The following is a 14,283-nucleotide window of genomic DNA, read 5'->3' on the forward strand; positions in this document are numbered from 1 at the left end:
CCAGCCCACCAGCTTCCAGCCTCCAGCCTCCGGCATTCCCATTGCTCCCAGGCTTCCCAGTCCTCCCATGATTCCCAGCTTTTCCCCAAATAAAAAGGGCGCCCTAACAGGCGCCCTCTTCTCAGTAACGCTCCGGATAGTAATCCGGCGGCACCGAGTACACCCCCGGAGGTGGCGGAGGAACATAACTCCTCACGCGGCGCGTCTTGCGCACGCTCCCCGGAATCTGGTTCCCCTTGGCGTACATGCACTGCACGTAGGTGTTGTCGTAGCGCCGCTGCGCCTCGTAGCCGTAGACCCGGCCCGCCTCGGAGCCGCTCGCCGCACCGAAGAGAAGGCCGGTGCCGCCGCCGATGGCCGCCCCCGCCCCCGCATTGCCGCTCGCCGCGCCGAGAGCCGCCCCGACCCCGGCACCGATGGCGGTCCCCACCACGGCGCTCGTCGCGGTGTTCTGGTTCGCCGTATCCTGCGGACTCATGCCGAGTTGCTGCTCGGCATACCTGCGGCAGACGGCATCCTCAGCCATGAACTGCTCGAAGGTCTTCCCCGGCGCGGGGAGCACGCGGACGCTCGGCCCAGTCGGCATGGTTACGCACCCCCCCAGAACCAGCAAGGCAAGCAGCGAGCAAAAGTTGGTCAAAGTCCTTGTCATGATCATTCCTCCTTGTCTTCCTGTTCCTGGCTGGGCGGCGTCGTGTCCGGCACCACTTTCAACCACCCTCCGGGGCAGCGCTCCACGTAGGGATAGTACCCCTGCGGTTTGCGGCAGTAGTACCAGTACTGCCCGCCTTCTTGCTCCTGCTGCGTGTCGGGGGAGATGTACTCCTGCGGCTCCTGCGGCACGACGACGGTCGGTGGGGAGTAGTAGTACGGATAGGCTGGGTAGTTGTAATAATACGGGTAGAAGAAGGGGTCATAGTACCCCCATCCCGGTCCGATCCAGATGCTCCCCGAGAAGTGAGAGTCGTGCCGGGGCCCCACGTACCGCGTATAGCTCCCGCGGCCGCCATAGGTAACCGATCCGCCGGAGCGCCCTACCGAGCGAGTGACAGCCCTGTCACCTCGTCCGCCGGAATCAGCATGACTGGTCGCGACGGTTGAAGTTATTGACGCTGCAACAAGAAACAGTGGAAGAAGCAGGGTGCAAATACGGTGGCTTTTCATGACGTGCCCTCCTTTTTCGCGGGCTTTAATGACCAACTTATTGTACAACGCCGCCGCTGTATCTGCAAAAACTAAGAAAGAAACCGCGGCACACGGCAACAGATCCTATCGATGCGACATGAAAAGGCACCGCGTCCTTCACTCTGCCTGTCATCCCTAAAGGCGCCGGAGTCCGCAGTACGGTTTGACTTCCCCGGTGACCGTGGAAAAATTAGCGGGTTCCAATATTACACCCAAAAAGGAGCCTGGTATGAGAAAAGACGCCACCGTTGTATCGTCACTGTTTCTAGCAGCAGCTCTCATCCTACCCGCCGTCAACTCATGGACCGCGGAGGGGCAGCCCTCCCGCAAGGCGCCGCCGGACGCGGTGATGGAAGCCCAGACGCCGAGGGATGTGCCGGCGACCCGCCCTGAGCAGCAAAGGGGAAACCACGATCAGTCCGATATCTTCAAGGCGACGACAGCCGAGCCTTCGTCGACAGCATTCAAGAACCAGCCGGACGAGGGGAAGATCCTCGGGTTCAATTTTTACAGGGACCCGCTGGACGCGAAGAAGCCGATGATGACCTTCCAGGAGGTCTACCAGAAGGACTCCGCCGAAAAACCCAAGGTGATGGAAACGCAGAGGCGGCTTCTCGAGGCGCGCTACGACCTGCGCCCGCGCCTGTCGCCTGACGTAAAGATGTCGCGCGGCAAGCCCATAGCCATGGGCCCCACGGCACGACTGGCAAAGGGCGCGACCTGGGAGAGTCTGGCCGCGATGAACCCGGCGGAGATGAGATCGAAGAACATCTTCCCCTACCCGCCGCTGCCCCATCCCAAGCAGGTGAACGGCGGCCAGGTCTTCCCGCAGATGCAGATCGACATGTTTCCGAGGCTGCAGCGCTTTGACGTCGACTTCGACCTTCCCGACGCCTTCCTCCCCGAGTTTCCACCGGCGATATTCCTGCAGAACCGCCCGGAGCTGGGGGACGTCTCGCGCGGCGAGGTGGTCTCCATCAACAACTACTACCGTCTCTTCAAGGACCTCCTCACCCCGGTCCAGCTGGACGGCCTGCGCATGCTGGTGACCCCCTTCCCCCAGGAGGAGTTCAACCCGACCGACGACCGCAAGTCCCCCCAGGCAAGCCTAGGCGTCGCCTGCCTCGACTGCCACGTGAACGGTCACACCACGGCACAGTTTCACCTAAGCCCCGACATCCGTCCCCAGGAGCGGCGCTTCCGGCTCGACACGGTAAGCCTCAGGGGGCTTTTCAACCAACAGATCCACTCCTCCAAGCGCAGCCTCCGTTCCGTGGAGGACTTCTCCGAATTCGAACAGCGCACCGCCTACTTCAACGGCGATGAGATCCACGCTGCCAAAAAAGGGATGAACATCATCAGCCGGGTCCAGGTATCGCACATGGCCCAGATGCAGAACATGTTCGACGTCCCCCCCGCCCCGAAGCTCGACCCCGCCGGCTTCCTCGACCCCGCCAAAGCGACCCAGTCGGAAATGGCGGGGCAGCAGGTCTTCTTCGGCAAGGGGAGGTGCGGCGTCTGCCATCCCGCTCCGTTCTACCTCGACCACATGATGCACGACCTGCAGCTTGATCGCTTTACCAGGGAGCCCGGCGACGGTCCCATCAAGACCTTCACCCTGCGCGGCATCAAGGAAAGCCCCCCCTACATGCACGACGGCCGCTGCCTCACCCTTGAGGACACGGTGAAGTTCTTCGACCTGGTGCTCGGCTTGAGGCTCACCCAGCAGGAGCAAAACGACCTGGTCGCCTTCCTGAGGGTGCTCTAGCCTTTAGAATGAACGAAAAAGAGGGGCTTTGCCTCGCGGCGGAGCCCCTCTCCTTTTGCCCTTTTGTCACCCCGATTACTTCTTCGCGGCGCCCACCTTCTGGGCCATATCCTTCGCATGCTGCAGGTGCTGCTCCAGGGTCGGCAGGGTCTTGTCGATCCACGCCTTGATCTCGGGGTCCTTCACCTTCTTGCTCGCCTTTTTGAAGTCCTCGACGTCCTTCTTGTGGTCTTTCACCATCGCTTCCGCGTACTTCTTGTCGAACTCGTCGGCGGAGGTCTTCTGAAGTTTCTCGACCATCGCCTTGTGCTTCAGTTCCATCTTGGCGGGAAGCTTGTACTTGTTGCCCACCGCCGTCTTCAGCTCGTCGTTGGCCTTGCCGTGATCGGTCACCATCATCTGGGCGAAATCCTTCACTTCCTGTGACTTTGCCTTTTCCTTGGCCAACTGTCCCAGTTCGACCTCCATCATCCCGCCGCTCGCCGCCTTCTTGACGAACGACTTCTCGGACATGGTCAGCTTGTCAGCCGCCAGTGCCGGAAGAAGCATGCTGCAGAATGCGAACAGGGAAACCACCGCCATCCATACCAATCTCCTTTTCATGTTGCCTCCTTTTGTGGCCGAAGCCGTGGGGTTTGTCAGATTAGCAAAATCTAACCGTGAAAAGGTATCCGGCTTTGGCTTCTTGTCAACCGCTCCGGCACCTTCGCCCGGTTCGCGAAGGACAATAAAAAAGCGCCCCTAAGGGGGCGCTTCAGGCTCGGTAACGGCGGGTCAGGAGGAGCGGAAGATGCTACTGGTACAGCAGTTGTTCCTCGGTGTAGTAGGTCCGCTTGGACTGGACGTTCTCCTTGAGGATCCTCGCACCGGTGGGGGAGGTCCTGAGTTCGGGGCGGTGCACCTTCAGAAACTCGCGGTACTCACCGGAGACCATATCCGGGTGGCGTTTTCTCAACTCCGCGATGGCATCGTTCAAGACCGCCGGGATCGCCTCGGCGAGCGCCCGCACCGCCTCCGGGGGGAGCTTGCCGGCAGGGGATTTGGGGGAGATGCGCGCGGCCCAGAGGATCTCGTCGGCATAGGCGTTGCCGATGCCCCCGATCAGCGCCTGGTCGAGAAGCAAAGGCTTGATCATGGCGCGGGGCTTCCTGGCGCACAACCGCTGCAGCTCCTCCTCGGTGATCTTTAGCGCATCGGGCGCTTCCTTCTCGGCGCCGGGGTTCAGGGTGACGCTCGCCCATCCCTTCTCGTCCGCCACGACAAGGGCGGTACCGTCGGCAAAGAGCAGGGTGAGCACCGGGTAGCGGACCTCCTTCGCCTCGGAAGGACCGGTGAGGGCGAACCCTCCGGTAAGCATCAGGTGGACTTTCAGCGTGTTGCCGTTGCCCAGGCGGAAGGTCACCTGTTTGCCGGTGCGCTCCACAGCGGTCACCTCGGCACCAGCGACGGCGGCGGCAAGTTCCTCGGCGGCGGCGTTGAGGCGGCCCCTCCCGTGGTACTCGCCTTTCTCGATCCTCTTCCCCACGAGGGCCTTCCCAAGGTTTTCGGCATAGACGGTAAGATCAGGAAGCTCAGGCATGCTCCTCCTCGTGCCGCAGGCGGCGCTTTGATGTGCTTGCAGCGTAGTCGATGATATCCCGGGTGTCAAAGCGACGGGTGCTCAGTCGGCGGCGGCCCCTTCGGCCTCGCAACCGATGCCGGAGTAGCGCTCACGCAGGCGCTTCACCGAAAGTGGAAGCACTACCGCGGCGAAGATGAGGGCGCAACCGGTCCATTCCTCGGCGGTGAGTCTCTCGCCAAGGAGAAGGGTCCCCCCGAGCATGCTCCAGACCGGGTCCATCGTGTAGATGAGCCCCGCCTTGGTGGGGGTCGTGTAACGCTGATAGGCGTTTTGCAGGGTGAAGCAGACCACGGTGGGGAAGACGGCGCAGTACAGAAGCGCCCCCAACGAGACCCAGGTCACCGTTAAGGGGGGAGACGGGAGGGCGACGTTCAGCACGGCGCCGACCGCGGCCACGGTGGCGAACTGGATCAGGCTCAAAAGGTAGACGTCCTCCGTGCCGACGAGCCTGGAAACGGCGATGATCTGCAGCGCGATGAAGAGGGCGCACAGGGTGGAGAGGAGGTCCCCCTGGTTGAAGCCGTCCACGCCCCCCTTGGCTAAAAGCCAGAGACCGGCCAGGGCGAGGAAGAGTCCTCCCGCGCTCCAGCGGTCCAGGCGCTCGCGCCAGAATGCGAAGCACAGAAGCGGAATGAGCAGAACGAACAGGTTGTTCAGAAAGCCCGCGCGCGAGACGCTGGTGCCGCTCACCCCGAGGACGAAAGAGAGGTTCGTCGCCGCGAGCGGCAGCCCGACCAAAACCCCGGTCTTGAAGGTGCCGCGGTCGAACCGTTTCAGGCGCGGCAGGCAGATAACCGCCATGAGAAGCGTAGCCAACGCGAACCGGTAAAAGAAGAAATCGAGCGGCGGGATCTCGCGGAAACCGATCTTGTTGAAGATGAAGCTGCCCCCCCAGAACACGGTGGTCAGTATCAGCCAGAAGGTCGCTCTGGCAGAGCGCGGGTCGTCTTGTGTCGTCGTATGCATCGGCATATTAAAGACAGGGGCAGGTCGATATGTCAACAGATGTTGTGACACAATTTCTCCCGCGTCGTGCCGCTCTTATCGGAGGCTCTCTTTTAAGCGCACCCGGTGCTAAAGAATTTTCGAGCGGGACCGATATGTGGGGCAGACACCATAAGAGCTGGTGCCAGCGCAGAGGAGGATCAATTTTGGCAGTGGTTCACATCGACAACCTCGCACCGGGCATGGTCCTCAGCCGCAACGTCTGTGACCGCAGCGGACGGCTCCTTTTGCCGGCCGGTGCCGAGCTCACCGACAAGCATTTCTCCATCTTCCGCATGTGGGGTGTCCTCGAAGTCGAAATCGTCGGGGAGACCATCACGGAGGACCCGGAAGCCCCCCCCTCCACAAGCACGGAGATCGATCCGGAGCTCCTGGCCGAGGCGCGCGCCGAGGTGGAGCACCTTTTCGTCTACAACGACCCCGAGCATCCCGCGATAAAGGAGCTGATGCGCATCTGCACCGAGAGGAGGGCGACCCGTGCTGCGTAAACCCCAACTCTCCGTCGAGCACATGGTTGAGGATGTCTCCACCATACATTCGCTCCCGCTTTTCTACTCGCAGCTTTCCGAGGCGATCGATCACCCCCGCAGCTCGATTGGTGACATCGCCAAGATCATCTCGGAAGACCAGGGGCTCACCGCGAGGATCCTAAAGCTCGCCAACAGCCCTCTCTTCGGCTACTTCTCCAAGATCGACACCATCACCCAGGCGGTCACCATCATAGGCGTACTGCAGGTGCGCGACCTGGCCCTCGCCCTTTCCGTCATGGACGTCTTCAAGGGGATACCGGAAGACCTCGTCAACATGGAGCAGTTCTGGAAGCACAGCATCGCGACCGGCCTGGCTGCCAGGACTCTCGCCACCAGCCAGCGGGAGGCGAACCTGGAGCGCTTCTTCGTCGCCGGCATCCTGCACGACGTGGGAAGGCTCGTCATGTACGTGAGGGTCCCGGAGATCTGCCTCGAACTCCTCGAGGAATGCCGGAGCAGCGGCATGATCCTGCACTGCGCCGAACGCGAGCGCTTCGGCTTCGACCACGCCGACGTCGGCGGAGCCCTCCTGAAGCGCTGGAAGATCCCGCCGCGCGTGGCCGAGCCGGTGGGGACGCACCACAACTGCAGCAAGGCGGACCAGTACCCCCGCGAGGCCTCCATACTGCATTTCGCCGACATCATCGCCCACGCCATGCAGATCGGCAACAGCGGCGAGATCTTCGTGCCGCAACTGGACCACGCGGTCTGGGAGCGGCTGCAGATCTCCTGCTACTTCCTCCCCACGCTTATCAAGCAGGTGGACACGACCTACGAGCAGACGGTCTCGGTCCTTTTCGGGGGTGAAGATGGCGCCCGATGACCCCAGGGATATCCAGATCAGGAACCTCCAGGAGCGGGTGAGTTTCCTCGAAGAGACGAACCTGAACTACGTCCGCACCCTCGACGTCCTCACCGCCTGCAGTGATCTGCAGTCGGACATCTACCGGGTGAAGGAGTCGTCCTTCGTGATCAGGGCCGTCTTCGGGCAGTTGAAGCGCCTGATCCCATTCGCCACCCTCTCCATGTTCGGCATCGACGACGATTCCTCCTTCGACCTCACGGTCTGCGAACCGGAACGGGCCGGGGCCGCGATAAGGAAGGAGGTCGAGGCCCGTGTCCAGGACGGCACCTTCGCGTGGGCCCTGAACCAGAACCATCCGGTGGTGGTCCCCACCGTCTCCGGGACCGACACCCTCGTCTTGCACGTACTTGCCACCAACAGCCGCATCAGGGGGATGTTCGCCGGCATCATGCGGGGAAGCCACCTGAGCGCCGAGGTCTCGACCCTCAACGCCCTGAGCAGCATCCTGATCAACACAGCCTATGCGGTGGAGAACTCGGAGCTGTACGAAATGCTCCAGGAACACATGCAGAACCTGGAACTCAAGGTACAGCAGCGGACCACAGAACTGGAGCACGCCCTGGTACGCGCCGAGGCGGCCACCGCAGCGAAGAGCGTCTTTCTCGCCAACATGAGCCACGAGATAAGGACACCGATGAACGGTGTCATAGGTCTCGCGAGGCTCCTCATGGAAACCCCTCTCGACAAGGTGCAGCGAAACTATCTCGAGTCGCTTTCAGACTGTGCGGAAAGCCTTCTCACCATCATCAACGAGATCCTCGACATCTCCAAGGTGGAGGCCGGGATGATCACCCTCGAGGCGATCGTGTTCGACCTGCACCGTTTCCTCGACCGCTGCCTCCAACCCTTCATGCTGCGCGGGCAGGAAAAGGGGGTGCAGGTGCTTCTAGACGCCGGCCCCGACCTGCCGCAGTTCGTAGTCGGCGACCCGGTCAGGATAGGGCAGGTGCTCGGCAACCTGGTCGGTAACGCGCTCAAGTTCACCCACAAAGGATCGATCACCGTGAAGTGCCTGCTCCTTGGCAAGAGCGACGGTGAGGTCCGGCTCAAGTTCGCCGTTGCGGATACCGGTATCGGTATCGCCCCGCACGCACTCGACGTCATCTTCGAGAAGTTCTCCCAGGCCGACAGTTCGACCACCCGTCTCTACGGTGGGACCGGACTCGGACTCTCCATAAGCAGGAGCCTCGTGGAACTGATGGGGGGCAAGATCGTCGTGGAGAGCCGCCTCGGGGAGGGAAGCGTCTTCAGCTTCACCCTGAAGAGCAGGCTTCCCCAGCCAGGGGAGTTCCCCGCCGTCGATGAAGGCGATGAACAGCCGGTACATACGGCTCGACCGCTGCGCATCCTGCTGGTCGACGACGTCCCCATCAACCAACTCATATCGCTCAAGCTGATCGGCAAGACGGGCAACCACGAGGTCGACTGCGCCGAAAACGGCAAGGAGGCGCTGGAGAAGTGGGACCGGGGGGAGTACGACCTCATCTTCATGGACGTACAGATGCCGGTGATGGACGGACTGGAGGCAACGAGGACCATCCGCGAGCGGGAACGCGGCACGGGCCGACGTATTCACATCTGCGCCATGACCGCCAACGCGATGAAGGAAGACGTCGCCATCTGCCGGGAGGCCGGCATGGACAGCCATATTTCCAAGCCGGTGCGGGAGCGCGACCTGAAGTCGGTGATTCGCAGGATCACGGCAGAGGTTGCGTCGGAGTATCCCGCCGCGGGCGCTCCGACCGACGAGGCGGAAGCGCCGCCTCCTCCTGCAGCCCCCATGGACTTCGATGTCGAGGATCTGCTCGAGCGCCTGGGCGGCGACCAGGAGATGGTGGGCGTCTTCGTCGAGAAGTTCGTTAGTGCAGTTTCGGAGCACCTGCATCTGCTCGGCGAAGCGCTGCAAAATGGCGACCACGAAACCTGCTATTTCAAGTCCCACACCATCGCCGGAACGGCCGGCAACATGGGCGCGGTACGCATGCGAAACCTTGCTGCCGAGATGGAAGCCCTCGCCAAGGCGCAGCAGATGGGGCCGCTCCCAGGACTGTACCGTCAGTTGCAGGAGGCATACGCAGCTTTCGTCGCAGTTGCCTGCGGCAACGACGCTGCGGCAACAAAAATGGAGGCATGAACCGCAGCCTCCATTTTTCGCCCGAGTGTTGATGCATGAACCGTCAAGCCCCTCCCCGCGTCAGGACCTCCATGGTGCTTATTGCATCTTTAAGCTGAGACTCCAGGCTCCTCAACTCCTCATTCGTGTACACGCTGTTTCCTTTGCTGATCTCACGGTGCAGCCGGTCGATTCTCTGCTGCAGTGAGTCTACACTGTCTTTGCAAGTCTGAGCGACCAGCAGGCATTGGTCTTTGTTCGAGCTGTTGTCAGGGCTCATCCCCATTCCGGTGTCGGCTGCCAGTACGGAAATTACTGACATGAGAGAGACAGTCGTAACGACAGCAAATGTTCTCACAAGTCGTTTCATGGCAAACCTCCTTTTCTATTCTACTCCATGCTGAAAGTATAGAAGAGACCCCTCAGGCTTTGCAACTAAAAATCATTATCAATCAACACCTGGTTTTCACACTGATTACGAAAGCTTCGTAGCCCCCATCCTTTCCCCTGTGACAGTGGGCCTCTCCCCCGTCTCTGCTCCCTTTCTGGCCACAAAGTGTATACAATTTTTGTCATACATTTTCTAAAGATTCTCGACAGTAAGCCGATAGAGCTTCAAAAGCGTAATGGTTTTCACAACACCCGTTTGCAACAAGAGGTCTTACCAATGAACATCAGCAAAAAGATCTTCATCGCCAACGTAGCCATCGTCCTGATCGCTACCGTAACGACGTCGGCGATCACACTGTACGTAATCAAGAAGGAGATAACCAGGCAAGTCACCGTCGGGCTTACCTCTCGCACGAAAGCATTCAAGGAACTCGTCGCGCCCAACGGCGCATCGTTCACCCTTGCCGACGGGAAGCTGCAGGCAAACGGACTGCCCCTCGACGGCCGCAACGATGTGACCGACAAAATGAAGGAAATCTTCGGCGGCGAAGCCACCATTTTCCGGGGGGACACGCGGGTTGCGACCACCATAAAGAAGGACGACGGCACCCGCGCGGTCGGCACGAGCCTCCAGGGCCCCGCCCGCGATGCAGTCATCGACCGGGCCTCCAGCTACCTAGGGGAAGCGAAGATCCTCGGGACGCCTCACTTCGCCTCATATCTGCCGCTGCAGGACGGCAGCGGCAAGGTGATCGGCGCCCTCTTCGTCGGTGAGAAGAAATCACAGTTCCTGGCCGTCTTCGACCAGCTCAAATACCTGAGCTTCGCCATATCCGCGCTGCTCGCCGGCCTGCTTGCCCTCGTTGCCTACCTGGTCATGCACCGTGCCTTGGAGCCGATGCGTGCCCTGATCGCGACTCTTAAGGACGTAGCCGAAGGGGATGGCAATCTCACCCACCGACTCAAGGAATCAAACGACGAGATCGGCACGGCGAGCCGCTACTTCAACAGGTTCATCGAACAGGTCCACGCGATCGTCGAGTCGGTGGCTGACAATGCCAACTCCGTCGCCAACGCGAGCTCCGAACTGCACGGCAGCACCCAAAAGCTTGCACAAACCTCGGAAGATGTCGCCGGGCAAACCGAATCTGTTTCTACCGCAGGTGAAGAGATGGCTGCGACCTCGGCCGACATATCGCACAACTGCCTCCAGGCGGTCGAGAGCGCCCAGCGCGCCTGCGATCTGGCCACGATCGGTGCAGCCGACGTGCAGCGCAGCATTCGCGGCATGCAGCTGATCAATGAAAAGGTCCATCTCACCTCGGAGAGTGTGAGCTCCCTGGGTGCCAAATCCGAGCAGATCGGTGACATCATCAGCACCATCCAGGACATCGCGGACCAGACCAACCTGCTGGCGCTCAACGCGGCGATAGAGGCTGCGCGGGCCGGAGAGCAGGGACGCGGCTTCGCCGTGGTGGCCGACGAGGTGCGCCGACTCGCCGAAAGGACCACCAACGCTACGAAGCAGATCGAGGTGAACATCCGCTCGATTCAGGAAGAGACGACGAAGGCGGTGCAGGTAATGCAGGAGAGCGCCACGGAGGCGTCCAAGGGCGCGGAAGATTCGGTCAAGTCGGGGCAGAGCCTAGAGGAGATTCAAAGGCAGATCAACGAGGTGACCCAGCAGATAGGCCAGATCGCCACCGCTGCCGAGGAGCAAAGCGCGACCAGCCGCGAAATCAGCAACAACGTGCACCTGATTACCGGCATCATTCAAGGGGCTGCCAGGGCAAACCGCGAATCGATGGCCACAGCGAACCAGTTGAACAACCTGTCGGAAAACCTGAAGGGGCAGATCAGGAAATTCAGGTTCTGACAGCGGTGAAATAGGCGCATGTGAAAAAGGCCCGGGTGAATCACCCGGGCCTTTCGTTTATGGTGTCCAGTCGATCGGATCAAGCCCGTGCCGGACGAGGTAGGCATTGGCTTTGGAAAAATGCCGGCATCCCAGGAAACCGCGATGGGCGGACAGAGGCGAGGGGTGCGGAGCGCGCAGCACAAGATGCCTCCTTTCGTCGATGACGGCCCCCTTCTTGTGGGCATAAGCCCCCCACAGCATGAACACCACGTGGTCCTTCTTCTCGTTGAGAACGGAGATGACCCGGTCCGTGAAGGCCTCCCACCCTTTTCCCTGGTGCGACGCCGCCCTGCCCGCCTCCACCGTCAGCACGCTGTTCAAAAGCAACACCCCCTGCTCGGCCCATGAAGCCAGGTGTCCATGGCTGAACGCCGAAGCAGGCAGCCCGAGGTCGCTCTGGATCTCCTTGTATATATTGACGAGCGACGGGGGGATATCGACCCCTTTGCGGACCGAGAAACACAGGCCGTGGGCTTGGTCCGGTCCGTGGTAAGGATCCTGTCCGAGGATGACCACTTTTACCCTGTCGAAGGAGGTGGTGTTAAGAGCATTGAAGTACTCACTTCCTTTTGGATAAATGACCTTCCGCTTCAAGATCTCCTGCCTTAAAAACTCCTTCAAGGCGCACATGTACGGTTTCTCGAACTCTTCCAGAAGGTGTGATTTCCAGCTCTCTTCAAGCCGTATCTGTGCTTCGATCGACATGACTAAATGCTCCGCATGTTGGTGTGACGCAGCCGGAAATTAGCACATCTAACAGCCACGATCCAAGAAAATCTTGCCGGACACGGGTGCGTTGGAACGATGATGGGTTTTGTTGTCCGAATTCTTGGGGCTGAGTCACCCGCAACAAACATTGACAGGTTTTAATGCCGAAGTAGACTGGTGGGGTTGCAAAATCGGGGAACCGACTCTCCAAGGAGGAGCAATCAAATGCCACTAGAGTGTGCTGTTCTAGGAAAGGACGTCGCCATAACAGAAACCACCATTCCGGTCATTTCCCCTTATTGGCGCCTGAAGCGGAACGGCCACTGGACACTATTGTGTCGTTACGATCACGAGCGGCCCCGCTACTGCGTCCTCTCTCCCAAGGCTGGTGCCGCCTTGGCACTTATGGACGGGCGACTAACGGTCAGACACCTGACCATGATCGCACAGTACGCATTTAACCTGGAGTCGCCGGAAAAATCACAGGAATTCATCACCAGAATAATAAGTGAAGCGAACCGAGAAGATGATGCCGTCGTCAACATGACTCCGGAGTTGGAGGCGTACGTAAAACGCATCGACCCTTTTGATTTCGTGGTAAAAGCGTCCAGGTGGAAGGAGCAGCAGCGGCTCGCCAACCCGATTTCTTTAAACGTAATGTTCAGCAACGACTGTCAGCCTAACTGTGCTTACTGCTTCGCCAAAGGGCACTGTGTCCCGGAAGGAAAGTTGTTGTCGACCGAGCGCTGGAAAGAGTTGCTGCGGGAGGCGAAGGGGCTTGGCATCGATCAAGTCACGCTTTCCGGCGGTGATCCCCTTTTGAGAAAGGATGCGCTGCAGTTGATCGAGGAAATGATCGCGCTGGAGATGCTATTCACGCTTTCGACGAAGTGCCATATAACCGAGGAAATTGCAGACAGCCTCGTCGCAATAGGCATGACACAGCCAGTTAACCAGTACGTCCGGGAGATCCAACTAAGCATGGATCCAGATGAACCTACTGCCGACAAACTTGCCGGCAGCCCGGGATACTACAACAGGGCCGTGCGCAGTATCCGAAACCTTCTGAAGAGGGGGTTCAACCTCAGAGTCAAATCCGTTGTGACGGCATTGACCGCTCCACACGTTTACCAATGGGTTGAGGAACTTCAGGACATGGGGGTACGCCAGATATCCATCGCGGCCTACAATAGAAGCCTGACAGGCAACACAGACAAGATGTTCCTCGGGACGGAAGAGCGCAACTCCATACTGGAGCAATGCCGTCAGGCGCGGATTGATTTCCCGGAAATTGACCTCGCAACCGCTGGGCTGGAGCAGGGTGAGCGGTCCGGGGACAGATACGGTGAACCATTGGTGCCACTGCCCGGGGAGGACCAGGGAATCGCGGATAAGATAACACTCTGCAGGGAGGAAGGACGCTACGGAGCCCACAGCAGCATGACCATCACGCCCGACGGCAAGGTGATGTTGTACGACACGGTGCCACGAGACGAGATGCTGTTCGTGGGAGACGTGTCAAAGGACTCGATAGCCGAGGTTTGGAACAGCGATGCGTTGCGGAACTTCGCGCATCCGAGGTCGGAGCAGTTCAAGGGCGCGGCATGCTACGACTGCAAGGATCTGGCTAAATGCCAAAGCAAGGCGGGGTACTGCTTCCGGGAGGCGTATTTCAAATCAGGTACGGTCTTCGTGCCGCCGGCGGAATGTCCTATGATTCAGGCTGAGGCTTGACCGACGCCGACGGGCGTGACAGTTGGCTTGAGGCGGAAAAACGAAAAGCCCCACCGGGATTCCGGTGGGGCTTCTCTATTAAATCCCCTGCGGCGACCTACTCTCCCACACCGTTACCAGTGCAGTACCATCGGCCCAGAGAGGCTTAACTTCCGTGTTCGGGATGGGAACGGGTGTGACCCTCTCGGCATTGCCACAGAGAAACTTTTACGCGCTTAGCGCGAAGCTCTCTATCGTCGGACGTCGGACCAGTCGGACTGGTCAGACTGGTCTGACAGTTTTACAATTGCATTTCGTGATCGTAGGATTCGGCAGTATATGATCGGGGGGTGGAGGTCCACCCCCCTCTCTAGTAATTTTTTATGGTCAAGCCTCACGGCCGATTAGTACCGGTAAGCTGAATGCATTGCTGCACTTACACACCCGGCCTATCAACGTTGTGGTCT

General features: G+C 60.0%; 13 protein-coding genes and 2 rRNA genes. 6 read left to right on the forward strand and 9 right to left on the reverse strand.

Annotated elements, in window-relative coordinates; genetic code table 11:
- Positions 1 to 121 precede the first annotated feature (121 nt).
- Positions 122 to 652 carry a YMGG-like glycine zipper-containing protein gene (locus D6Z24_RS20355; RefSeq protein WP_129128449.1) on the reverse strand — a complete coding sequence of 177 codons (531 nt, stop codon included), beginning with the start codon at positions 650 to 652 and terminating at the stop codon, positions 122 to 124.
- A 2-nt stretch (positions 653 to 654) separates the two neighbouring features.
- Positions 655 to 981 (reverse strand): hypothetical protein, encoded by a 327-nt coding sequence (locus tag D6Z24_RS21885; RefSeq protein WP_246014747.1) that lies wholly within the window; start codon positions 979 to 981, stop codon positions 655 to 657.
- 433 nt (positions 982 to 1,414) lie between these two features.
- On the opposite strand from D6Z24_RS21885, the gene D6Z24_RS20365 reads away from it, so the two are divergent.
- Positions 1,415 to 2,953 carry a cytochrome B6 gene (locus D6Z24_RS20365; protein WP_129128451.1) on the forward strand — a complete coding sequence of 513 codons (1,539 nt, stop codon included), beginning with the start codon at positions 1,415 to 1,417 and terminating at the stop codon, positions 2,951 to 2,953.
- Positions 2,954 to 3,028: 75 nt separating this feature from the next.
- On the opposite strand, the gene D6Z24_RS20370 is transcribed toward D6Z24_RS20365, so the two are convergent.
- The 3 genes from D6Z24_RS20370 to D6Z24_RS20380 all read right to left on the reverse strand — a co-directional run bounded on the left by D6Z24_RS20370 (position 3,029) and on the right by D6Z24_RS20380 (position 5,540).
- Positions 3,029 to 3,556 carry a DUF4142 domain-containing protein gene (locus D6Z24_RS20370; protein ID WP_129128452.1) on the reverse strand — a complete coding sequence of 176 codons (528 nt, stop codon included), beginning with the start codon at positions 3,554 to 3,556 and terminating at the stop codon, positions 3,029 to 3,031.
- Positions 3,557 to 3,746: 190 nt separating this feature from the next.
- Positions 3,747 to 4,532 carry a DNA-formamidopyrimidine glycosylase family protein gene (locus D6Z24_RS20375; protein ID WP_129128453.1) on the reverse strand — a complete coding sequence of 262 codons (786 nt, stop codon included), beginning with the start codon at positions 4,530 to 4,532 and terminating at the stop codon, positions 3,747 to 3,749.
- A gap of 81 nt (positions 4,533 to 4,613) precedes the next feature.
- A complete protein-coding gene (locus D6Z24_RS20380) occupies positions 4,614 to 5,540 on the reverse strand; it encodes a DMT family transporter (RefSeq protein ID WP_129128465.1) in 927 nt (308 codons plus the stop codon).
- A 191-nt stretch (positions 5,541 to 5,731) separates the two neighbouring features.
- On the opposite strand from D6Z24_RS20380, the gene D6Z24_RS20385 reads away from it, so the two are divergent.
- From D6Z24_RS20385 to D6Z24_RS20395, 3 genes are read left to right on the forward strand one after another with little or no spacing between them, the layout of a single operon-like run.
- On the forward strand, positions 5,732 to 6,067 hold the full coding sequence (locus D6Z24_RS20385) for a hypothetical protein (protein ID WP_246014749.1): 336 nt from the start codon (positions 5,732 to 5,734) through the stop codon (positions 6,065 to 6,067).
- Positions 6,057 to 6,932, forward strand: coding sequence for an HDOD domain-containing protein (locus D6Z24_RS20390; RefSeq protein WP_129128455.1), 876 nt, complete (start codon positions 6,057 to 6,059; stop codon positions 6,930 to 6,932). The genes D6Z24_RS20385 and D6Z24_RS20390 overlap by 11 nt, the downstream gene beginning before the upstream one ends.
- Positions 6,919 to 9,108 carry an ATP-binding protein gene (locus D6Z24_RS20395; protein ID WP_129128456.1) on the forward strand — a complete coding sequence of 730 codons (2,190 nt, stop codon included), beginning with the start codon at positions 6,919 to 6,921 and terminating at the stop codon, positions 9,106 to 9,108. The genes D6Z24_RS20390 and D6Z24_RS20395 overlap by 14 nt, the downstream gene beginning before the upstream one ends.
- 43 nt (positions 9,109 to 9,151) lie before the next feature.
- On the opposite strand, the gene D6Z24_RS20400 is transcribed toward D6Z24_RS20395, so the two are convergent.
- Complete coding sequence (locus D6Z24_RS20400) at positions 9,152 to 9,457, reverse strand: hypothetical protein (RefSeq protein WP_129128457.1); 306 nt, start codon at positions 9,455 to 9,457, stop codon at positions 9,152 to 9,154.
- A 297-nt stretch (positions 9,458 to 9,754) separates the two neighbouring features.
- Here D6Z24_RS20400 and D6Z24_RS20405 point away from each other — a divergent pair, with 297 nt between their 5' ends.
- Entirely contained in the window at positions 9,755 to 11,353 is a 1,599-nt protein-coding gene (locus D6Z24_RS20405) for a methyl-accepting chemotaxis protein (protein WP_129128458.1), read from the forward strand.
- A gap of 57 nt (positions 11,354 to 11,410) precedes the next feature.
- On the opposite strand, the gene ung is transcribed toward D6Z24_RS20405, so the two are convergent.
- Positions 11,411 to 12,100, reverse strand: a complete 690-nt coding sequence (ung, locus tag D6Z24_RS20410) for a uracil-DNA glycosylase (RefSeq protein ID WP_129128459.1) — start codon at positions 12,098 to 12,100, stop codon at positions 11,411 to 11,413.
- A 228-nt stretch (positions 12,101 to 12,328) separates the two neighbouring features.
- Between ung and D6Z24_RS20415 the strand changes: the two genes are divergently transcribed.
- Positions 12,329 to 13,837, forward strand: a complete 1,509-nt coding sequence (locus tag D6Z24_RS20415; RefSeq protein WP_129128460.1) for a radical SAM protein — start codon at positions 12,329 to 12,331, stop codon at positions 13,835 to 13,837.
- 84 nt (positions 13,838 to 13,921) lie between these two features.
- On the opposite strand, the gene rrf is transcribed toward D6Z24_RS20415, so the two are convergent.
- Both rrf and D6Z24_RS20425 read right to left on the reverse strand, forming a co-directional pair.
- Positions 13,922 to 14,038, reverse strand: a 5S ribosomal RNA gene (gene rrf, locus D6Z24_RS20420).
- A 161-nt stretch (positions 14,039 to 14,199) separates the two neighbouring features.
- A 23S ribosomal RNA gene (locus tag D6Z24_RS20425) occupies positions 14,200 to 14,283 on the reverse strand; the annotation flags it as partial.

It is taken from the genome of Geomonas oryzae (assembly GCF_004117875.1).
Classification (GTDB): Bacteria; Desulfobacterota; Desulfuromonadia; order Geobacterales; family Geobacteraceae; genus Geomonas; species Geomonas oryzae.

Bases quoted from the DNA above. Each gene is read 5' to 3' on its own strand.
- D6Z24_RS20355 (WP_129128449.1), bottom strand. From the start codon at position 652: ATGACAAGGACTTTGACCAACTTTTGCTCGCTGCTTGCCTTGCTGGTT.
- D6Z24_RS20365 (WP_129128451.1), top strand. From the start codon at position 1,415: ATGAGAAAAGACGCCACCGTTGTATCGTCACTGTTTCTAGCAGCAGCT.
- D6Z24_RS20370 (WP_129128452.1), bottom strand. From the start codon at position 3,556: ATGAAAAGGAGATTGGTATGGATGGCGGTGGTTTCCCTGTTCGCATTC.
- D6Z24_RS20375 (WP_129128453.1), bottom strand. From the start codon at position 4,532: ATGCCTGAGCTTCCTGATCTTACCGTCTATGCCGAAAACCTTGGGAAG.
- D6Z24_RS20380 (WP_129128465.1), bottom strand. From the start codon at position 5,540: ATGCATACGACGACACAAGACGACCCGCGCTCTGCCAGAGCGACCTTC.
- D6Z24_RS20395 (WP_129128456.1), top strand. From the start codon at position 6,919: ATGGCGCCCGATGACCCCAGGGATATCCAGATCAGGAACCTCCAGGAG.
- D6Z24_RS20400 (WP_129128457.1), bottom strand. From the start codon at position 9,457: ATGAAACGACTTGTGAGAACATTTGCTGTCGTTACGACTGTCTCTCTC.
- D6Z24_RS20405 (WP_129128458.1), top strand. From the start codon at position 9,755: ATGAACATCAGCAAAAAGATCTTCATCGCCAACGTAGCCATCGTCCTG.
- ung (WP_129128459.1), bottom strand. From the start codon at position 12,100: ATGTCGATCGAAGCACAGATACGGCTTGAAGAGAGCTGGAAATCACAC.
- D6Z24_RS20415 (WP_129128460.1), top strand. From the start codon at position 12,329: ATGCCACTAGAGTGTGCTGTTCTAGGAAAGGACGTCGCCATAACAGAA.